Here is an 18,622-nt window from a genome sequence, read left to right as displayed (position 1 = left end):
GGGGCGAACACCCCCCTCGTGCGCGGGGTTGCGGCAGGATGCGCGCCATGGACGCCGTACGGGTCGCGCTGTTGCGGGAAGTGCTGGCCGGGACCGAGTGGCTGGGGGCCACCCGGCGGTTCGCGGGGGCGCTGCGCGGGTCGGTGGTCTCGCACGGGGGCGGGCTGCTGCTGGTGGGCACCGCCGACCACGAGCCGTGGCACCTGGCGGCGCACCTGGTGGACGAGGCCGCCTGGTCGGGCACGCCGGAGCTGGCCCCGACCCTGGTGCGGCACGACGCGCGTCCCTCGGACCCGGCGCACCTGGCGGTGGGGCTGGGGCGGCTCGCGGCGGCCCGGCGCGGGGAGACGCTGCTCGTGGTGACGCCGGACGATCCGGGGGCGCGGCTGCTGGAGGGCGTGCACGACGCGCGGCGGGCCGGGGCGACGGTGCTGGCGCTGGGCACCGGCGGGGACGCCGGGGAGCGGGAGCTGACCGCGATGGCGCACGAGACGCTGGCCGTGCCGGACGGCGCGGAACTGGACCTGGACACCGTGCAGCACCTGGTCAGCGCGGCGGCCGGGGAGGACGCGGTGCCCCCGCAGCGCGGGCGGCGCACCTTCCGGGACCGGCTCTCCCGCCTCGCCGACCACCTGACGGCCCCGCCCCCGCCCCGCTGGTGACGGGGCCCGGCGGGCGGGGCCTGCGGCCCGGGGCACAGGGGCCGGGGGGCAGGGCCGACGGCACGGGGGCCGGGGGCACGAGGGCCGACGGCCCGGGGCGCGGGCGCCCGGCCGGGTCAGTCGTCGGCGCGGGTGTCGTCCGGGTCGTGCCAGCGGGGGTCGTTCTCCCACTGGAGGTCGCGTTCGCGGGCGGTCTCCATCGCCCGCTCGGCCTCCGCGCGGGAGGTGTAGGGCCCGAAGCGGTTCTTGGCCGGGCACTCCGGCCCCTCCTCCACCTCGTGGTGCTCCAGGCAGTAGAACCACTCGCCGGGTTTGCCGACGGTGCGCTTCTTGAACAGGGCCATGACCGGCTCCTTTCGCCAGGGACATGGTGTCGTATGCCCGCTGGTTAGACTCGCTGGCATGTCTGGCCAGTCGCTGCTCGTACCAGGGGAGCTGTCTCCCACCCGTTCCGTACCCGGAAACATCCGCCGGCCCGAGTACGTCGGCAGACCGGCGCCGACGCCGTACACCGGGCCGGAGGTGCAGACGCCCGAGACGGTCGAGGCGATGCGCAGGGCCGGGCGGATCGCGGCGCGGGCGATGGCCGAGGCGGCGAAGCTCATCGCGCCCGGGGTGACCACGGACGAGCTGGACCGGGTGGCGCACGCCTACATGTGCGACCACGGCGCCTACCCCTCGACGCTCGGCTACCGCGGTTTCCCGAAGTCGCTGTGCACCTCGGTCAACGAGGTGATCTGCCACGGCATCCCGGACTCGACGGTGCTGCGCGACGGCGACATCGTGAACCTGGACGTGACGGCGTACATCGGCGGCGTGCACGGCGACACGAACGCGACCTACCTCGTGGGCGAGGTGGACGAGGAGAGCACCGCGCTGGTCGACCGCACCCGCGAGGCGCTCAACCGGGCGATCAAGGCGGTGAAGCCGGGCCGGCAGATCAACGTCATCGGCCGGGTCATCGAGTCCTACGCCAAGCGCTTCGGCTACGGGGTGGTCCGCGACTTCACCGGCCACGGCATCAACACCGCCTTCCACTCCGGGCTGATCGTGCCGCACTACGACAGCCCGCACGCCACGACCGTGATCCGGCCCGGCATGACCTTCACGATCGAGCCGATGCTGACGCTCGGGACGATCGAGTACGACATGTGGGAGGACGGCTGGACGGTCGTGACGAAGGACCGCAAGCGGACCGCGCAGTTCGAGCACACGCTGGTCGTGACGGACACCGGCGCGGAGATCCTCACGCTGCCCTGACCCCCCGTCCGCGTCCGCGGACCCCGCCGAGACCCGCCCGCCCGGAGCCACCGGGCCGGCGGGTCCTCTGTTTTCCGGCCCGGGCGGGCTCTCGCGTTGCCGACACGTTGTCGGTAAAGTTACCCACAGCGCGTCGGGACCGTTACCGACAAAGCGTCGGCAAAGTGTTGACTTAGGTAAGCCTAACCATAGAAAATCTGGGCCATGGACTCCTTCTCGACCCTCATCCGCACGGCCTCCCACGAGCAGCACGTGGAGGCGGAGACCTCCACTTTCATGAGCGACCTGCTCGGCGGCCGCCTCGGAGTCGACGCCTACGCGCGCTACACCGAGCAGTTGTGGTTCGTCTACGAAGCCCTGGAGGACGCCGCCGGCCGGCTCGCCTCCGACCCGGTGGCCGGGCCCTTCGTCCGTCCGGAGCTGCTGCGGCTGCCGTCCCTGGAGCGCGACCTGGCGCACCTGCGCGGGGCCGGCTGGCGCGCGGGCGTGACCGCCCTGCCGGCGACGAAGGAGTACGCGGCCCGGGTCCGCGAGTGCGCCGAGCAGTGGCCCGCCGGCTACATCGCCCACCACTACACGCGCTACCTGGGCGATCTGTCCGGCGGCCAGATCATCCGCGACAAGGCCGAGCGCACCTGGGGCTTCGCGAGGAAGGGCGACGGCGTCCGCTTCTACGTCTTCGAGGGGATCGGCAACCCGGCCGCCTTCAAGCGCGAGTACCGCGAACTGCTGGACGGCATCCGCGCCGACGACCTGGAGAAGCAGCGCGTGATCGCCGAGTGCAAGCGGGCGTTCGCGCTCAACACCGGCGTCTTCCGCGCCCTGGGCGAGGAGTTCCCGCTCTCGGCCTGAGCCGTGCCCGCACGCCCCGGTCCCCTTCGGCCGGATCGCCGAAGGGGACCGGGGCGTGCGCGAGGGCACCGGCCCGCGCGCCGGAGAAGGCCGGCCGGATGCCGGGCCGGCGACCGGTGGGGGTGCGGGCGCGCCCCCACCGGTGGGTCACTCGGCGGCCGGACGCCGCTTGCGGGCGACGAGGACGGCGCCCGCGCCGGCGGCCACGGCGAGGCCGGCCGCCGCGCCGAGGGCCGCGCCCGGGATCTCCGCGCCGGTGGCCGCCAGGCTGCCGCCGCCGGTGATGCCGCCCGTGGTGGAGCCGACGCCGCCCACGGTCGAGCCGGCGCCGCCGGAGGTGCCGCCGCCGCCCGAGCCGCCGGTGCCGCCGAAGCCGCCGCCCGTGCCCCCCTCGGGCAGCTTGGCGCCGTCGGTCAGGGCCACCGACAGGGTGACCGGGTCGAGCGCCGTGCCGGCGGTGTAGAAGTCGCCGAACGCCGTGGCGCCCGCCGCGGTGAGCGTGGCGGCGATCGCGTCGACGGTGATGACGTCGTCCTTGGCGGTCAGCGCGGCGGACTGGGCCTCGAGGTCGGCCAGGACCACGCCGGCGGACTTCTCGCCCAGGCTGTTCACGTCGGCGGTGAGCGTGCCCCTGCCGCCGTCGAGGGTGGCCCGCAGGTTGCTCAGGGTCAGGTCGAGGCCGTGACTGCCGTTGGCCTCGTGGCCCTTGAAGCTGACGGCGCCCTTGAAGGAGGCGTCGAGCTTGCCTGCCTTCGTGTCGTAGGTGCCGGTGGCGTCCTTGAAGGTGAAGGCGCCGTTGGCGGCCGCCTGGGTCGCGCCGCCCGAGGTGGTGATGGTGCCCTTGGCCGTCGGGCCGGTGACGTAGGCGCGGAAGGAGTCCTTCACGCCCCAGCCGAGGGTGCCGTCGGCGAGGGCGCCCTGGGCCGGAGCCCGCGTGGCCGGGGCCGACGGCTTGGGCGGGGCGGTGCCCTCGCTCGCGGTGGGGCTCGGCCCGCCGGTCGTGGGCGGTGTCGTCGGGGTGGTCTCGGAGGCGGTGGGCTCCGGGGTGCCCGGGGTGTCCGTCGGCTCCGGCGACTGGGCCGGCGGCTCGGAGGCGGGCGGGGTGGTCGGCGTCGGCGGGGTGTTCCGCACCACCGTCAGCGGGTCGCCCGCGGCGCCCTCGTAGCTCGCGCTGCCGAAGACCTCCGCGGCCTGGCCGGTCAGCGTGGTCTCCATGTTCCTCATGTCCCGGGTGACCTCGACCGTGGCCAGCGGCACGTCGTCCCGCGTGGTGCCGTTGGCGGTCACGTCGGCCGTGATCCGGGCGTCCTTGCTGTCGAACTTGACGTCGGACAGCGTGAACGCGAAGCCGTGGGCGGCGGACTCGACCGCGAGGCTGCCCTGGAAGGCGAGGTTCACGGTGTGGCCGGTCGCGTCGTAGCCGCCGACGCCCCCGGTGAAGGTGAAGACGCCGTTGCCGGCGGCCTGGCTCGCGCCGTCGGCGGCGGTGAAGGCGCCCTTGGCGAAGGTGGCGACGTAGGTGCGGTACGACTGCTTGATGCCCCACGTCAGTTCGTAGTCCTCGAGCGGGACCTCGGCCGCGGAGGCGGTGCCGGCGCCGAGGGTGGCGAGGGCGGTCGCGCCGAGGGCGGCGGCCGTCGTCACGGCGGCGGCGAGGGTGAGGGAGCGGCGTCGTCTGACGGGCATGCTCGGTTCTCCTTGGGTGGTGGGCCGCCCGGAGGCGGTCGGGGATGGTGACTCAGCCCTCGTCCGCGGGGGACGTGGAGGCGGCGGTGCCGGCGCGGCGCCGGCGGGTGGCGGCGACCCCGAGGGCCGCGGCCACCAGCGACAGGGCACCGGCGGCGATGCCGACGGGCAGAGCGGGGATGCCGGAGCCGCCGGTGGCGTGCGCGACGGGTCCGGCGGAGGTCTCGGGGGCGGCCTTCGGCCGCGCGCTCGCGCTCGCCGCGGGTGCGCTGCCCAGGTCGGGCAGGGCGGGCAGCGTCGCGTCGTCGGTGAGGGCGACGGCGAGGGAGACGGGGTCCATCTCCGTGCCCTCCTGGTACATCCCGCCGAATGCCTCGGCGCCGCGTGCGGTGAGCTTGGCGGGGGCCTCGGTCACGGCGACCAGGCCGTCGGCCGGTTCGAGGTCCTCGGCGGCGAAGGTGACCAGTGCCACCTTGCCGGCGGTCAGGTCCGGGCTCGCCACGTCGGCGTAGAGCGTGCCCTCGCCGTCCTTCACGGTGGCGCGGACGGCGGCGAGCCGGAGGTCGAGGCCGTCCGCGCCGGTGAAGCGGACCTCGCCGCGGAAGGCGGCGGTGAGGGTGCCGTCCTCGAAGGTGCCGGTGCCGCCGGGGAAGCGGAAGAGGGCTCCGCCGTCCTGGGCGCCGGCGGCGAGGGTCCACGCGCCGCGTGCGATCTCGCCGGTGACGTACTCGCGGAAGGTGCGGCGCACGCCCCAGTCGACGGCGCCGTCGCGGATCTCGCCGCCGGCCGTCTTCCCCTTGGCGTCGGGGGACGTGGAGGCGTCGCCGGGCGTGGCGGACGGCTCCTTTTTCGGCGCCGGGGCGCGGACGTCGGCGGAGAGGCTGACCGGGTCGAGCGGGGTGCCGGCGGTGTAGTAGCCGGCGAAGGCGGCCGCGCCCTGGGCGGTGAGGGTGGCGGGCAGGTTGTCGAGGGCGACGGAGGCGCCGCCGCCCCGCATGTCGATGCCGCCCAGGAAGAGGACGGCGAAGGGCACCTGACGGGACGTCGTGACCGCCCCGGTGTCCTTCGCCTTGCCGACGACGTCCACGAAGAGCGTGCCGGAGGAGCCGGAGATGCTCACGGTGGGACGGCTGATGGTGAGCTCGAGCTGGTTCGTGCCGTCGCCCGCGGGGTGGCCGGCGAAGCGGACGCCGCCGGCGAAGGCGGCCCGGAAGGCGCCGGTGTCCCCGTCGTAGGAGCCGCTCGCGGAGTGGAAGCGGAAGGCGCTGCCGCCGACCGTGGCGGCGCCGCCGGTCAGCGAGTAACTCCCCTTGGCGACGGGCCCGGTGACATAGCTCTGGAAGCTGGACTTGATGCCCCAGTCGAGCCGTCCGCCCTGCACGGTCCGGTTCTCGGCGTGGGCGGCGGTCGCCGGGAGCAGGGCTCCGAGGACGACCGCGCACAACACGGTGACCAGGGCGCGGAATCGGGCGGGCATGGGCACGTCCTCCGGATCGGGGCCGGCTACAAGTTCAGGTAAGGCTAACCTAAGCTACGAACTGCTCGGACTGGTGGGCGGATGAAAGGAACGGACCGGATCGTGCGACGCTCGCGAACCCGACTGGCGGGAGCACTGCTGTCCGTGCTCGCCCTCACGGTGACGACGACCGGATGCGGAGGCTCCTCAAAGGCCGCGCCCTCCGGCGGGAAATCCTCGTCCGCCCCGGCCGGACCGAACCGGCTGGAGCCCCTGGAGACCACCGCGGAGCCGCGTCTGCCGGTCACCGTGCGCTCCGCCGACGGCGAGCGGGTGACGGTGGAGCGGGCCGAGCGGATCGTCCCGCTCTCCGGCAGCCTCAGCGAGATCGTCTTCACCCTCGGCCTCGGCGACCGGGTCGTCGCCCGTGACGTCTCCGCCACCTTCGACCAGGCGGCCGGCCTGCCCGTGGTCACCCGGGGCCACGACGTCTCCGCCGAGAGCGTGCTGTCGCTCCGTCCGGACCTGGTCGTCGCCGAGACGACCACCGGGCCCCAGGAGGCCGTCGACCAGATCCGCGCGGCCGGCGTCCCGGTGCTCTTCGTGAAGGCGGCGACCGGCCTGGCCGACGTCGGCCCGCGCATCCGGACCGTCGCGGACGCGCTCGGGGTCCCTGACGCGGGCCGGGAGCTGACCCGGCGCTCCGAGGAGCGGATCGAGGCGGTACGCGACGACGTTCCGGCGGTGACGGACAAGCCGCGCGTCGCCTTCCTCTACCTGCGCGGCTCGGCCTCCGTCCACCTGCTCGGCGGCAGGGACTCCGGCGCCGTCTCGCTGATCGAGGCGGCCGGCGGGATCGACGCCGGGGCGGCCTCCGGCCTGGACAAGGACTTCACCGCCATCACCGGCGAGGCCCTGGCGAAGGCGGCGCCCGACGCGATCCTCGTGATGAGCAAGGGCCTCGCATCGGTCGGCGGCGTCGACGGACTGGCCGCGATCCCCGGCATCGCCCAGACCCCGGCCGGGATGGACCGCCGGATCGTCTCCGTCGAGGACGGCGTCCTGCTCAACTACGGCCCGCGCACCGACCAGGTGCTCCGCTCCGTGGTCGAGCAGCTCTACGCCGAGGGCGGCGAGCGGTGACCGTCCTCGACAAGCGGGCCCGCCCGGCCGCCCCCGCCGCCGGGGCCCCGCGACGCGGCCGGCGCGGCACCCCCTGGCTGCTGACGGCGGCCCTCGCGGCCGGCCTCCTCGTCCTCGTCCCGGTCGCGGCCGGCACCGGCGCCTACCCCGTCCCGGTCGGCGACGTGCTCGGTTCGCTGCTCCACCGCGCGGGGCTCGGCGGCACCGAACTCGACCGGGTGGCCGAGTCGGTGCTGTGGAACGTGCGCTTCCCCCGGATCGTGCTCGCCCTCCTGGTCGGCGCCTCCCTGGGCTGCGCGGGCGCCCTGATGCAGGGCGTGTTCGGCAACCCGCTCGCCGAACCCGGTGTCATCGGCGTCTCCTCCGGCGCGGCGGTCGGCGCGGTCGCCGCCATCGCCTTCGGCTTCGGCTTCCTCGGCGCCTGGACGGTGCCGGCCTTCGCCTTCGCCGCCGGACTCGCCACCGTCCTGGTGGTCTACGTGATGGCCCGCGCCGGGGGCCGCACCGAGGTCGTGACGCTGATCCTCACCGGCATCGCCGTCAACGCCTTCGCGGGCGCGCTGATCGGCCTCTTCCTCTTCTTCGCGGACACCGCGGCCGTCAACCAGATCACGTTCTGGCAACTGGGCTCGCTCGCCCAGGCGACCTGGCCGAAGGTGCTCGGCGTGCTCCCCTGCGCGGTGACCGGACTGGCCCTCGCCCCGCTGTACGCCCGCCGCCTCGACCTGCTGGCGCTCGGCGAACGCCCCGCCCGGCACCTGGGCGTGGACGTGGAGCGGCTGCGGATCGTGCTGATCCTGGTGATCGCGCTGCTCACGGCGGCGGCGGTGAGCGTGGCCGGCGTCATCGGCTTCGTCGGCCTCGTCGTCCCGCACCTGCTGCGGATGTCGGCGGGCCCCGGGCACCGGTTCCTCATCCCGGGCAGCGCCCTGCTCGGCGCGCTCGTGCTGCTCGGCGCCGACCTCGCCGCGCGCACGGTCGCCGAACCGGCCGAACTGCCGCTGGGGGTGCTGACCGCCCTGGTCGGCAGCCCGTTCTTCTTCTGGCTGCTGCGCCGCACCCGGCGCAGGCAAGGGGGTTGGGCGTGAGAGGCGTCCTGAGGGTCGGGCGGCTGGCGCGGCTCGTACCGTCCCGGCCGGTGCCGCCGGCGCCGGCCGCGCCCGGCGAGATCCTGGCCGAGGCGGAGGACCTGCGGGTCCGGCTGGCGGGCCGGCTGGTCCTGGACGGGGTCGGCGTCCGCGTCCGCGCGGGCGAGGTCCTCGCCCTGGTCGGCCCCAACGGGGCGGGCAAGTCCACCCTGTTGGGCGCGCTCTGCGCCGACCTGGCCCCCGACGAGGGGACCGTGCGCATCCACGGCCGGCCGGCCTCCGCCTGGTCCGCGCCGGAACTGGCGCTGCGCCGGGCGGTGTTGCCGCAGTCGGCGGCGCTGTCCTTCCCGTTCCCGGTGGCGGACGTGGTGCGGATGGGCCGGGCCCCGTGGGCGGGCTCGGACCGGGAGGACGAGGACGACGCCGTGGTGGCCGACGCCATGGCGCGCACCGAGGTGACGGCGTTCGCCGGACGCCCGTTCTCCGCGCTCAGCGGTGGCGAGCGGGCGCGGGTGGCGCTGGCCCGGGTGCTGGCCCAGCGGGCGCCGCTGGTGCTGCTCGACGAGCCGACGGCGGCGCTGGACCTGCGCCACCAGGAGCTGGTGCTGCGGCTGTGCCGGGAGCGGGCGGCGGCCGGGGACGCGGTCGTCGTGGTCCTGCACGACCTGGGGCTGGCGGCGGCGTACGCGCACCGGGTGGCGATCCTGCGCGGCGGGCGGGTGGCCGCCGACGGCCCGCCGGCCGAGGTGTTCTCCCACGCGCTGCTGAGCGAGGTCTACGACCAGCCGGTGGAGGTGCTGGCGCACCCCCGCACGGGCGAGGTGCTGGTGACCCCGCGCCGCGCCCCCTGACCGGACCGTCTTTCACTGACGTACCGTCAGGCGTGGCAGCCGGGCGGGGTCGTGAGGTCACGGTGTGGCCGCTGTCCCCGGTCCCGGCGTCCGCGCCGCGCCGGGCCCCGGTAGGGTTCGCCTCCGGGAAGGGGAAGGTGAAGGTAACCGGATGAGCAGGGATCGCGGCTCCCGAAGGCCCGGCCGACCGGCCCGGGGCACGCTGACGGCGGCCCTGGCGACCGCCGTGGCGATGACGAGCGGATGCGTGGTGGTGCACGGCGAGCGCGAGGTGCTCCCGGCCACGACCCGCGCCGAGGCCGCGAAGGCGCTGGAGGAGTTCACCGCCGCCTACAACAAGGCGGACAAGGCGTACGACCCCGCCCTGGACGCCGGCCACACCACCGGACCGCTCGCCGCCATCGACGCGGCGCGGCTGAAGGCGGGCCGGGCCAACAACCCGGACGGCAACCCCGCGCACACCCCGCTGTCCCTGACCAACCCGGTGTTCACGATCCCCAAGAAGGCGGGCTGGCCGCGCTGGTTCGTGGCGGACGCGGAGGCCAACAAGGGCGGCGACTCCCACTGGCTGCTGGTCTTCACCCGGCACGGCCTGGACGAGACCTGGCGGGTGGCCTACCTCACCCTGGTCGCGCCCGGTTCGCTGCCCGCGTTCCGTACGGACGCGGACGGCTGGGCGGAGGCGGTGCCCGCCGACGAGGACGGCCTGGCGGTGGCGCCGGCCGGGCTGAGCGAGGGGTACGCGGCCTACCTCCGGGACGGCGGGAGCGGTTTCGCCGACGGGGTGCACACCAGTACGTGGCGGCAGACCCGGGCCAAGCGGACGACGCGGCCGGGGCTGGTCACCCAGTACATCGACGAGGCGCTGACCGAGGGCGACCACGCGCCGCTGGCGCTGCGCACCGAGGACGGCGGGGCGCTGGTCTTCTTCGCCTCCCGGCACTTCGAGAAGCAGACCGCGGCGTCGGGGGCGGCCGTGCCGCCCCCGAACCGGGACGTGCTGGCGCTGACGGACGGCGAGATCAAGCAGTCGCTGACCATGGAGTTCGTCTCGAACCAGGTCGCCCTGGACCCGGCGAAGGGCACGGGCGACGGCCGGGTCGCGGTGCTGGGCCGCGTGCAGGGGCTGACCTCGGCGAAGGGCGAGTAGCCGGGCACGCCGAGGGGGGCCGGGGCCGCGGTGCGGGTGTCCCGGCGGGCCCGGTGCGCGGGGGCAGGGCGGCCGGTCCGTGCCGGAGCAGGGCCGTACGTCCGTGCTTGCCGGTGCCGGGCGGTCCGGGCCTGTCGTCGTCGAGCGGTTGCCGGCGCCGGGCGGTCCGGTGGCTCAGTGGCGCAGGGGCCAGGCCGCTCCGGCCTGGTCGCTCTCCTCGCCGACGTGCCGGGCGCAGGCGTCGGTGAGGGTCTCCAGGAGGGTGAGCGGGTCCGGCAGCGGGTGTTCGGGGCCGCGCACCCAGTGCACCGTCTGGTTCTCGCCGGGCAGCCGGGCCGGGGGGACGAGGACGTAGGAGCCGCGGCAGTGCCAGCGCAGGCCGGGGTGCTCGTCCATCGTCTCGGGGTGGCAGTCCAGCTCGCAGGGCCACCACTCGTCCTCGTCCTCGGGGGTGCCGCGGGTGAGGGTGAAGAACAGCAGGCGGCCGTCGTCGCTCTCGGCGACCGGTCCGACCTCGACGCCCGCCTCCAGCAGCCGGCGCAGGGTCTCGCGGCCCACTTCGAGGGGCACGTCGAGCACGTCGTGGACCATGCCGGTGGCGGTGATGAAGTTGGCCTGCGGCTGGTGTCGGGCCCAGCGCTCGATCTGGGAGCGGTCGGTGGTGGACTGCGTCTGCCAGGCGAAGGAGACCGGGTGCCGGGCCGGGGTGGGACAGCCCACGCGGTCGCAGGAGCAGCGGTACCCGGCCGGGTGCGCGGCGGGCGCGAGCGGCAGGCCCGCGGCGGCGGCGGCGAGCAGCAGGGGCTCCCTGCCGCCGTCGTCGGCGGCGTCCTTGGGGCGGCGTCCTCGCAGCCACTGGGAGATTCTGCCCCGCAGGCCGGTCCGGCCGCCGAACTCCGCGCTCATCTATCCCCTCGCCTCGCCATCGTGCGCACCAGCATGCCCTATGGTCGCACCATTCCGTGCGTCGGGGTCGGGAAGGGACAAACTTCCCTGGTCACCCCGGGACGGGGGCGGCGCCCGGAACCGGGCGGGCGGCGGGGCTACCGCGGGACGAGCCCGTGCAGCGCGTACTCGACGAGCGTGTCCGTGTAGGCGTGGGACAGCGGGGCCGTGCGCTGCAGCCAGCGCTGGGCGAGCGGGGAGACGAAGAGTTCGAGGGCGATGCGCGGGTCGACGTCCGGCCGGATCTGCCCGGCGTCCTGGGCGGCGCGCAGCCGGTCGACGTAGAGCTGGAGCGAGGGGTCGAGGAGCTTGGCCACGAACTCCCGGCCGAGCTGTTCGTCGACCAGGCCCTCGGCGGCCAGGGCGCGGGAGGGGGCCTCGAAGCGCGGGTCGCGCAACTCGTCGACGGTGGCGCGCAGCACCGCCTTGAGGTCGGCGGCGAGGTCGCCGGTGTCGGGGATGGCCTGGGCGGCGGGGTCCTGGCCGGCGGCGCGGGCGGCCTGTTCGCCGAGGTCGAGGAACGCCTCCATCAGGACGTCGGCCTTCGAGGACCACCAGCGGTAGATCGTCTGCTTGCCGACGCCGGCGCGGGCGGCGATGCCCTCGACGGTGGTCCGGGGGTAGCCCACCTCGGAGACGAGGGCGAGGGCGGCGCCGTAGATGGCGCGGCGGGAGCGCTCGCTGCGGCGGGTGGTGTCGGGGCGGGGCCGGGCGGGGGCGGCGGGCCGGGCGGGGGTGGGTTCCTGGTCGGGCATGATCCGAATTTATCAGGTTGACAAGACGCCACGTCTCGCCGAACAGTGGGGGCATCCCGTGCGCGAGACGGACCGTCTCGCACCGCCGGGGAGTGCGAGGCGGCCGGGTACGGAGGCGTACGGCCGCGTACGGAGACCCACGGGAAGGGAGAGCCCGATGAGCAAGGGCGGCAACGAGAACACCCTGGGCGTCGGCGGCAACCGCCGGCACCTGGGCCGCGGCGCGCTGCGCGGGGGCGGCGGGGGCGGCCGGGCCGGCGGCGGTCCGGCCCCGCGGGACACGGCTCGGGAGGAGAAACGGGACCTGCTGCGCCGCCTGCGGGAACGGCAGGAGGCTATGGCGCGGGAACGGGAACGGCCGCAGGAGCCGGGCGAGGAGCGGGCGCGGGGCGCGGAACGGGGTGAGGAACGGCACGGGGAACGGCCGGCCGGCCCGGAGCGGGCCGGCCCACCGGCGGCGGCCGGGGCTGCGGACGCCCCGGAGACCTCCGATACGCCGGTGACTCCGGGGCCTGCGGGGACTTGGGGGCCTCCAGGGTCTGCGGGGACTCCGGGAACTCCGGGGACTCCGGGGACTCCGGGAACTCCGGGAACTCCGGGAACTCCGGGAACTCCGGGAACTCCGGGAACTCCGGGAACTCCGGGAACTCCGGGAACTCCGGGAACTCCGGGAACTCCGGGAACTCCGGGAACTCCGGGAACTCCGGGAACTCCGGGAACTCCGGGAACTCCGGGGACTCCAGGGCCTGCGGGGCCTGCGGGGACTCCTGGGGCATCGGAGGCGGGGTTCCGCCGGGAGGGCTAGCCTCCGGGTCGGTCCCCCGCCGGGAGGGGCTGGTCCCCGGGCGGGGGCCAGGCGTCGCCCCAGTCCGCGTCGCGGGCCGCCTTGTAGAGGTCACCGTGGCGTTTGGTGACCGTGGTCCGGTGCAGCCGCTCGTCCGTGTCGCACAGGTCGAGCAGGACCTGCCCCTTGCGGAGCTGCGGGCGCCGGACCACCCGGGCCGGGGCCGGGGCGGCGGGGAAGCGGGTGGCGGCGACGTAGCTGAACTTCTCGTCCTCGTAGGCGAGGGAGCCGCCCTTGACCCGGCGGTGCAGGGAGGAACGGCTGACCCGCGCGGCGAAGTGGCACCAGTCCGCGCCGGGGACGATGGGGCAGGCCGCGCTGTGCGGGCAGGGCGCGGCGACCCGGAACCCGGCCGCGGCGAGCCGGTCGCGGGCCTCGACGACCCGGGCGTGGCCGTCGGGCGTGCCGGCCTCGACGATCACCACGGCGCGGGCGGCACCGGCGGCGGTGTCGACGAGGGCGGCGCGGTCGTCGGGGGTGAGTTCGTTGAGGACGTAGGAGACGGTGACGAGGTCGGCGTCCTCGACGGTGAGCGCCGGGCCGATGCGGGCGCGCCGCCAGCTCACGTCCCGCAGGGCGGGGTGGGCGGCGGCGATCTCGCGGCCGAGGGCGAGGGCCGGTTCGGCCCAGTCGAGGACGGTCACCGGGCGTTCGCCGCCCCAGGTGTCGCTGACGGCCCAGGTCGCGGCGCCGGTGCCGCCGCCGACGTCGACGTGGCTGCCGGGTGCCCAGCCGGGCACGGCGGCGGCGAGGGCGCCCAGCGCGGAGCGGACCGCGGCGAAGGTCGCCGGCATGCGGTAGGCGGCGTACGCGACGACGTCGGCCCGGTCCCGCAGGATCGGGGCGTCGGTCGGGGTGGCCCCGCGGTAGGTGGCGATCAGCCGCTCCACGGCCTGCGCGGCCTGCCGGGACGGCAGCCCGTCGACCAGGTGGGCGAGGGAGTCACGCAGCGCGTCGGCGGGGACGGTGGGGTCGTTCACCCCGAAATCGTACGGCGCCGCGTCCCCGCCGCGCGCCCGCCCGCCGCCAGGGCCCGCCGGCCTCGGGGCCCCCGGCCCGCGGCGCCCTCCCGGCACGTGCGGCGTCACGCCCCCCGGACCGCCCGCGCCAGCAGGGTGCACAGGGCCGCGCGGGGGGCGTTGTCCGCGGGGCGGCGCCGGGGGTGCACCGTGTTGGCGAGGAGGACCGCGAAGGTGTCCGTCGCCCGGTCCAGGACGAGCATGGTGCCGGTGAAGCCGGTGTGCCCGGCCGCCCCGCGCCCCGCCAGCTCCCCCATGAACCAGGGCTGGTCGAGGGCGAAGCCCAGGCCCGGTGGGGCCAGCAGCAGTTCCACGAAGTCCGGGCCGAGGACGCGCGCCGGGCCGTAGGCGCCGCCCGCGAGCAGCGCGCGGCAGAAGACCGCCAGGTCCCGGGCGGTCGAGAAGAGACCGGCGTGGCCGGCCACCCCGCCCAGCGCCCAGGCGTTCTCGTCGTGGACGACGCCGCGCAGCATGCCCCGGTCCGCCTTGGCCCACGGCCGGCGCTGGTCCTCCGTCGCCGCCGCGCCCGGGCAGGGCCCGAACCGGGTCGCCGTCATGCCCAGCGGCCGGGTGATCCCGTCGTGGACGAGGGTGTCGAGGGGCCGGCCGGAGACCCGTTCCAGGACGTGCTGGAGCAGCAGCATGTTCAGGTCCGAGTAGCAGTACGTGCCGGGCACCCCGACCGGCGGCTCCGCGCGCAGCCGCGCCGTCCGCTCCCGGTCGTCGGCGCAGTCGTACAGCGGGAGTTCGGGCCGCAGCCCGGAGGTGTGGGTGAGCAGGTGCCGTACGGTCACGCCGTGCTCGGCGGCGCCCCGGAAGTCCGGGAGGTACGCGCCGACCTCGGCGTCGATGCCGAGCGTGCCGCGTTCGATCTGCTGTACGGCGGCCACGGCCGTGAAGAGCTTGGTCAGGGAGGCCAGGTCGAAGGGGGTGGCGACGGTCGCCGGGACCCGCCCGGCGGGCGGCAGTTCCGCTCCGGTGCCGGTGCGCGGGTCCCAGGCCCCGTACCGTACGGCCCATCCCGCCGCCTCCTCGACGGCGAGTACGGGTCCGCGGCCGGCGGCCACGACGGCCCCGGCCGCCCAGGGCCGTTCGCCCTCGGTCAGCGCGCGCACGCCCCGCACCAGCCGGTCCAGCGGCTCCGGGTCGAGCCCGGCGCGTTCCGGGGTGTCGCTGCGCAGTCGCGGGGCGCTCAGATCCGCTCGCCCTCCCCCGCCGTCCGGCCGCGCCGGGGCCGGCACAGGACCAGGAAGAAGGCCAGCGCCACGAGGGCGGCGGCCAGTTGGACGATCGCCATGGGCAGGGCGGTGTCCTCGCCGGCGATGCCCACCAGCGGGGAGGCGACGGCGCCGATCAGGAAGGAGGAGGTGCCGAGCAGCGCGGAGGCGGAGCCGGCCGCGTGCTTGACCCGCGTCAGGGCGAGGGTCTGGGTGTTGGGCAGGGTGATGCCCATCGCGGACATCAGCACGAACAGCGCGGCGGCCACCGGCACGAGCCCGACCTCGCCGAAGACCCCCAGGGACATCAGCAGCAGGGCGGTGGCGGCGGTGATGACGACGAGCAGGCCGAAGCCGAGCACCCGGTCCAGGCGGACCCGGCCCACCAGGACCTTGCCGTTGATCTGGCCGACGATGACCAGGCCGACCGAGTTGACGCCGAACAGGACGCTGAAGGTCTGCGGGGAGGCCCCGTAGATCTCCTGGACGACGAAGGGCGAGGCGGCGATGTACGCGAAGAGCGCGGCGAAGGTGAAGCCGCCGGTGAGCATGTAGCCGGTGAAGGCACGGTCGGCGAGCAGGCCGCGCAGGGAGCGGAGGGTGGCGCGGACCCCGCCGGCGTGGCGTTCGGCGGCGGGCAGCGTCTCGGGGAGTTTCGCCCAGACGACGCCGCCGAGCACCGCGCCGACCACGGTGAGCACGACGAAGACGCCCCGCCAGTCCGTCACGCGCAGGATCTGTCCACCGATGACCGGCGCGACCACGGGGGCGACGCCGGAGATCAGCATGAGGGTGGAGAAGAAGCGGGCCATGGCCACGCCGTCGTACAGGTCGCGGACGACGGCCCGCGCGATGACGATGCCGGCGGCGCCCGCGAGGCCCTGGGCCAGCCGGAAGGCGACGAGCAGTTCGACGGTGGGCGCGAGGGCGCACAGGGCGGTGGCGACGACGTAGACGGCGAGGCCGGTCAGCAGCGGGCGGCGGCGGCCCCACCGGTCGCTCATCGGGCCGACGACGAGCTGGCCGAGGGCCATGCCGGCGAGGCAGGCGGTGAGCGTGAGCTGCACGGTCGCGGCGGGCGCGCGCAGGGCCTGGGTGACCTCCGGCAGCGCGGGGAGGTACATGTCCATCGCCAGCGGGGGCGTGGCGGTCAGCCCGCCGAGGATGAGCGTGACGAGCAGGCTGGTGCGGCGGACACCGCGCGGCGCGGGCGCCCTCCCGGCGGGGCGGACGCCCGGGGCGGGCGCCTTGGCGGCGGGGCCGGGCGCCTTCCCGGCGGGGCGGGCGGCCGGGGCGGGGGTGTCCGCGTCGGCGGCGGGGCCGGCCGGGTCGCGGGGCGGCGCGGCGCACGGCGCGGCGGAGCGCGGCGCCGCGGGCGGGGTCTCCGCCGGGTGCGGCGCCGGTGCGGGTGACGGTGAGTGCGGTGAGTGCGGTGACGGGTGCGGTATCGACGGCCCGCTCTCGGGCATGTGCCCCTCCCTCTTCTACGGATCCGCCCCCTATGCTCTCAGCTCGTACGCTCGTGAACGAATGCTTCGAGGCGAGGACGGGGGCGCTGTGGCGGAGCGGAAGGTGCGCTGGGGAATCCTGGCGACCGGGGGGATGGCGGCGAGGTTCACGGCGGACCTGGCGGGTCTGCCGGACGCCGAGGTGGTCGCGGTGGCCTCGCGGACCGAGGCGCCGGCGCGGGAGTTCGCCCGCCGCTTCGGGATACCCCGGGCTCACGGCTCCTGGGAGGCGCTGGCGCGCGACGAGGAGGTCGACGTGGTCTACGTCGCCACCCCGCACGCGGCGCACCGGGCGGCGGCGGGGCTGTGCCTGGAGGCGGGGCGCAACGTGCTCTGCGAGAAGCCGTTCACGCTGAACGCGCGCGAGGCGGGCGAACTGGTCGCCCTCGCCCGGCGGCGCGGGGTCTTCCTGATGGAGGCCATGTGGACCTACTGCAACCCGCTGGTGCGGCGGCTGAAGGCGCTGGTGGACGACGGGGCGGTCGGCGAGGTGCGCGGCGTGCAGGCGGACTTCGGGCTGACCGGGAGCTTCCCTGCGGGCCACCGGCTGCGGGACCCGGCGCAGGGCGGCGGCGCGCTGCTCGACCTCGGCGTGTACCCGGTGGCGTTCGCGCAGTTGCTGCTGGGCGAACCGTCCGGCGTCACGGCGCGGGCGGTCCTGTCCGAGGAGGGCGTCGACCTCCAGACGGGCGCGCTGCTGACCTGGGAGGGCGGCGCGCTGGCGGCGCTGCACTGCTCCATCGTGGGCGCGACGCCCAACTGGGCGGCGGTGACGGGCTCGCGGGGCCGGATCGAGGTGCCCCGCGGCTTCTTCGCCCCGGACCGTTTCGTGCTGCACCGGGAGGGGCGGGAGCCCGAGAAGTTCCTCGCCGACCCGGCGGACGGGCCGCACGACGGCCTCGCGCACGAGGCGCGGGAGGTGATGCGGGCGCTGCGCGCGGGTGAGCGGGAGTCGCCGCTGGTCCCGCTGGACGGCACGCTCGCGGTGATGCGGACGCTGGACGCCATCCGCGCCCAGGTGGGTGTGCGCTACCCGGGGGAGACGGAGGACGACGACACCGGCGGGGCCGGGGCCGAGGCGGCGGGCGGCGCGGGAGGGCCGGTTCCGGGCCCGGCCGGCCCGGTGCCGGCACCGGCCTGACGGCGGGGCGGGCGCGGGCCCCGGAAGCGGGCGGGCCCCCGAAGCGGACGGCCCCTTCCCGGCACAGGTCCGGCCCCGGGCCGTAAGCCCGCCACCCCCGGGCCCCGGTCCGTACGCGCGCCGCCCGCGGGTCCCGCGCGTACGCTGCCGCCCCATGGACACCGCGAAGAGCACGGACACCGACACCGTGAAGAGCACCGGCGCGCAGGCGCACGAGACCCACGGGGCGGCCCGCCGGGGGCGGGTGGCCCTGGTGACGGGGGCGGGCTCCGGCATCGGCCGGGCGGTCGCGCTGGAACTGCTGCGCGGCGGCTGGTCGTTGGCGCTGGCCGGCCGCCGTGCGGAGCCCCTGCGGCGGACGGCGGGGCTGGTGCCCGGCGCCACCGCCCTCGCCGTACCGGCCGACGTGTCGCGGCCCGAGGACGTGGACGCCCTGTTCGCGGCGGTGCGTGAGCGTTTCGGGCGGCTGGACCTGCTCTTCAACAACGCCGGGACCTTCGGGCCGGGCGGCGTGCCCGTCGAGGAGCTGTCCTTCGAGGCGTGGCGGCGGGTCGTGGACGTCAACCTCAACGGGGCGTTCCTGTGCGCGCGGGCGGCGTACCGGCAGATGAAGGACCAGGAGCCGCGGGGCGGGCGGATCATCAACAACGGCTCGATCTCGGCGCACACGCCGCGTCCCCACTCGGTGGCCTACACGGCGACCAAGCACGCGCTGACCGGGCTGACCAAGTCACTGGCGCTGGACGGCCGTGCGCACGGCATCGCGGCCGGGCAGATCGACATCGGCAACGCGGCGACCGACATGACGGCCCGTATGGGCTCCGGCGCGCTCCAGGCCACCGGGGAGGTCGCGCCCGAGCCGGTGATGGACGTGGCCGACGTGGCGCGCACGGTGCGGCACATGGCGGAGCTGCCGGCGGAGGCGAACATCCCGTTCGTGACGGTCATGGCGACGACGATGCCGTATCTGGGGCGCGGCTGAACTCGACGCGGGCAAAGGGGCGTTCGCGCGGAGCAACGCCCCACCGCACGACGCATCCACACA

At 76.0% G+C, this 18,622-nt stretch carries 18 protein-coding genes and 1 pseudogene; 10 read left to right on the top strand and 9 right to left on the bottom strand.

What is annotated here, in order from left to right:
- Nucleotides 1-47 precede the first annotated feature (47 nt).
- Nucleotides 48-662 (top strand): vWA domain-containing protein, encoded by a 615-nt coding sequence (locus VM636_RS21835; protein WP_030422389.1) that lies wholly within the window; start codon nt 48-50, stop codon nt 660-662.
- A gap of 116 nt (nt 663-778) precedes the next feature.
- Here VM636_RS21835 and VM636_RS21830 read toward each other — a convergent pair whose 3' ends face one another.
- Nucleotides 779-1,006 (bottom strand): hypothetical protein, encoded by a 228-nt coding sequence (locus VM636_RS21830; protein WP_053912561.1) that lies wholly within the window; start codon nt 1,004-1,006, stop codon nt 779-781.
- 58 nt (nt 1,007-1,064) lie between these two features.
- On the opposite strand from VM636_RS21830, the gene map reads away from it, so the two are divergent.
- Together map and VM636_RS21820 are read left to right on the top strand one after the other, a co-directional pair.
- Nucleotides 1,065-1,922 carry a type I methionyl aminopeptidase gene (gene map / locus VM636_RS21825; RefSeq protein ID WP_030422387.1) on the top strand — a complete coding sequence of 286 codons (858 nt, stop codon included), beginning with the start codon at nt 1,065-1,067 and terminating at the stop codon, nt 1,920-1,922.
- Nucleotides 1,923-2,126: 204 nt separating this feature from the next.
- Complete coding sequence (locus VM636_RS21820) at nt 2,127-2,774, top strand: biliverdin-producing heme oxygenase (protein WP_053912560.1); 648 nt, start codon at nt 2,127-2,129, stop codon at nt 2,772-2,774.
- A gap of 147 nt (nt 2,775-2,921) precedes the next feature.
- Here VM636_RS21820 and VM636_RS21815 read toward each other — a convergent pair whose 3' ends face one another.
- Together VM636_RS21815 and VM636_RS21810 are read right to left on the bottom strand one after the other, a co-directional pair.
- Nucleotides 2,922-4,460: an HtaA domain-containing protein gene (locus tag VM636_RS21815; protein WP_053912559.1), complete on the bottom strand. Its 1,539-nt coding sequence runs from the start codon at nt 4,458-4,460 to the stop codon at nt 2,922-2,924.
- 52 nt (nt 4,461-4,512) lie between these two features.
- The gene (locus VM636_RS21810) at nt 4,513-5,937 is read right to left on the bottom strand and encodes an HtaA domain-containing protein (RefSeq protein ID WP_053912558.1); all 1,425 of its coding nucleotides are present in this window, start codon (nt 5,935-5,937) and stop codon (nt 4,513-4,515) included.
- A gap of 81 nt (nt 5,938-6,018) precedes the next feature.
- Here VM636_RS21810 and VM636_RS21805 point away from each other — a divergent pair, with 81 nt between their 5' ends.
- From VM636_RS21805 to VM636_RS21790, 4 genes are all read left to right on the top strand, one after another.
- Complete coding sequence (locus VM636_RS21805; protein WP_053912557.1) at nt 6,019-7,059, top strand: ABC transporter substrate-binding protein; 1,041 nt, start codon at nt 6,019-6,021, stop codon at nt 7,057-7,059.
- Nucleotides 7,056-8,147 (top strand): iron ABC transporter permease, encoded by a 1,092-nt coding sequence (locus tag VM636_RS21800; protein ID WP_030422382.1) that lies wholly within the window; start codon nt 7,056-7,058, stop codon nt 8,145-8,147. Before VM636_RS21805 ends, VM636_RS21800 begins: the two co-directional genes overlap by 4 nt.
- The gene (locus VM636_RS21795; protein WP_053912556.1) at nt 8,144-8,998 is read left to right on the top strand and encodes a heme ABC transporter ATP-binding protein; all 855 of its coding nucleotides are present in this window, start codon (nt 8,144-8,146) and stop codon (nt 8,996-8,998) included. Before VM636_RS21800 ends, VM636_RS21795 begins: the two co-directional genes overlap by 4 nt.
- 151 nt (nt 8,999-9,149) lie before the next feature.
- Nucleotides 9,150-10,148, top strand: a complete 999-nt coding sequence (locus VM636_RS21790; protein ID WP_053912555.1) for a hypothetical protein — start codon at nt 9,150-9,152, stop codon at nt 10,146-10,148.
- A 174-nt stretch (nt 10,149-10,322) separates the two neighbouring features.
- On the opposite strand, the gene VM636_RS21785 is transcribed toward VM636_RS21790, so the two are convergent.
- Nucleotides 10,323-11,054, bottom strand: coding sequence for a bifunctional DNA primase/polymerase (locus tag VM636_RS21785; protein WP_053912554.1), 732 nt, complete (start codon nt 11,052-11,054; stop codon nt 10,323-10,325).
- A 137-nt stretch (nt 11,055-11,191) separates the two neighbouring features.
- Entirely contained in the window at nt 11,192-11,848 is a 657-nt protein-coding gene (locus tag VM636_RS21780) for a TetR/AcrR family transcriptional regulator (RefSeq protein WP_053912553.1), read from the bottom strand.
- Between VM636_RS21780 and VM636_RS21775 the strand changes: the two are divergent.
- Nucleotides 11,754-12,152 (top strand): annotated as a pseudogene (locus VM636_RS21775) (hypothetical protein); the annotation flags it as partial. The gene VM636_RS21780 and the pseudogene VM636_RS21775 overlap by 95 nt on opposite strands.
- 31 nt (nt 12,153-12,183) lie before the next feature.
- Here the strand turns inward: VM636_RS21775 and VM636_RS21770 are convergent.
- The 4 genes from VM636_RS21770 to VM636_RS21755 all read right to left on the bottom strand — a co-directional run bounded on the left by VM636_RS21770 (nt 12,184) and on the right by VM636_RS21755 (nt 16,397).
- A complete protein-coding gene (locus tag VM636_RS21770) occupies nt 12,184-12,624 on the bottom strand; it encodes a hypothetical protein (protein WP_338485403.1) in 441 nt (146 codons plus the stop codon).
- A gap of 25 nt (nt 12,625-12,649) precedes the next feature.
- On the bottom strand, nt 12,650-13,672 hold the full coding sequence (locus VM636_RS21765; RefSeq protein ID WP_053912551.1) for a small ribosomal subunit Rsm22 family protein: 1,023 nt from the start codon (nt 13,670-13,672) through the stop codon (nt 12,650-12,652).
- A 104-nt stretch (nt 13,673-13,776) separates the two neighbouring features.
- Nucleotides 13,777-14,952: a serine hydrolase domain-containing protein gene (locus VM636_RS21760; RefSeq protein ID WP_053912550.1), complete on the bottom strand. Its 1,176-nt coding sequence runs from the start codon at nt 14,950-14,952 to the stop codon at nt 13,777-13,779.
- Nucleotides 14,904-16,397 carry a multidrug effflux MFS transporter gene (locus tag VM636_RS21755; protein ID WP_030421624.1) on the bottom strand — a complete coding sequence of 498 codons (1,494 nt, stop codon included), beginning with the start codon at nt 16,395-16,397 and terminating at the stop codon, nt 14,904-14,906. The genes VM636_RS21760 and VM636_RS21755 overlap by 49 nt, the downstream gene beginning before the upstream one ends.
- An 88-nt stretch (nt 16,398-16,485) precedes the next feature.
- On the opposite strand from VM636_RS21755, the gene VM636_RS21750 reads away from it, so the two are divergent.
- Both VM636_RS21750 and VM636_RS21745 read left to right on the top strand, forming a co-directional pair.
- On the top strand, nt 16,486-17,577 hold the full coding sequence (locus VM636_RS21750) for a Gfo/Idh/MocA family oxidoreductase (RefSeq protein WP_199825434.1): 1,092 nt from the start codon (nt 16,486-16,488) through the stop codon (nt 17,575-17,577).
- Between the two features lie 154 nt (nt 17,578-17,731).
- On the top strand, nt 17,732-18,559 hold the full coding sequence (locus VM636_RS21745; protein WP_078856084.1) for an SDR family oxidoreductase: 828 nt from the start codon (nt 17,732-17,734) through the stop codon (nt 18,557-18,559).
- Nucleotides 18,560-18,622 lie beyond the last annotated feature (63 nt).

The sequence above is a fragment of the Streptomyces sp. SCSIO 75703 genome (genome assembly GCF_036607905.1).
Classification (GTDB): domain Bacteria; phylum Actinomycetota; class Actinomycetes; order Streptomycetales; family Streptomycetaceae; genus Streptomyces.
Note: the sequence above shows the minus strand (reverse complement) of the source record. Positions and strands in the feature narration are given on the sequence as shown.

Coding starts and splice junctions, on each gene's coding strand:
- VM636_RS21835 (WP_030422389.1), top strand. CDS start 48: ATGGACGCCGTACGGGTCGCGCTGTTGCGGGAAGTGCTGGCCGGGACC.
- VM636_RS21830 (WP_053912561.1), bottom strand. CDS start 1,006: ATGGCCCTGTTCAAGAAGCGCACCGTCGGCAAACCCGGCGAGTGGTTC.
- map (WP_030422387.1), top strand. CDS start 1,065: ATGTCTGGCCAGTCGCTGCTCGTACCAGGGGAGCTGTCTCCCACCCGT.
- VM636_RS21820 (WP_053912560.1), top strand. CDS start 2,127: ATGGACTCCTTCTCGACCCTCATCCGCACGGCCTCCCACGAGCAGCAC.
- VM636_RS21815 (WP_053912559.1), bottom strand. CDS start 4,460: ATGCCCGTCAGACGACGCCGCTCCCTCACCCTCGCCGCCGCCGTGACG.
- VM636_RS21810 (WP_053912558.1), bottom strand. CDS start 5,937: ATGCCCGCCCGATTCCGCGCCCTGGTCACCGTGTTGTGCGCGGTCGTC.
- VM636_RS21805 (WP_053912557.1), top strand. CDS start 6,019: ATGAAAGGAACGGACCGGATCGTGCGACGCTCGCGAACCCGACTGGCG.
- VM636_RS21790 (WP_053912555.1), top strand. CDS start 9,150: ATGAGCAGGGATCGCGGCTCCCGAAGGCCCGGCCGACCGGCCCGGGGC.
- VM636_RS21785 (WP_053912554.1), bottom strand. CDS start 11,054: ATGAGCGCGGAGTTCGGCGGCCGGACCGGCCTGCGGGGCAGAATCTCC.
- VM636_RS21780 (WP_053912553.1), bottom strand. CDS start 11,848: ATGCCCGACCAGGAACCCACCCCCGCCCGGCCCGCCGCCCCCGCCCGG.
- VM636_RS21770 (WP_338485403.1), bottom strand. CDS start 12,624: ATGCCCCAGGAGTCCCCGCAGGCCCCGCAGGCCCTGGAGTCCCCGGAG.
- VM636_RS21755 (WP_030421624.1), bottom strand. CDS start 16,397: ATGCCCGAGAGCGGGCCGTCGATACCGCACCCGTCACCGCACTCACCG.
- VM636_RS21745 (WP_078856084.1), top strand. CDS start 17,732: ATGGACACCGCGAAGAGCACGGACACCGACACCGTGAAGAGCACCGGC.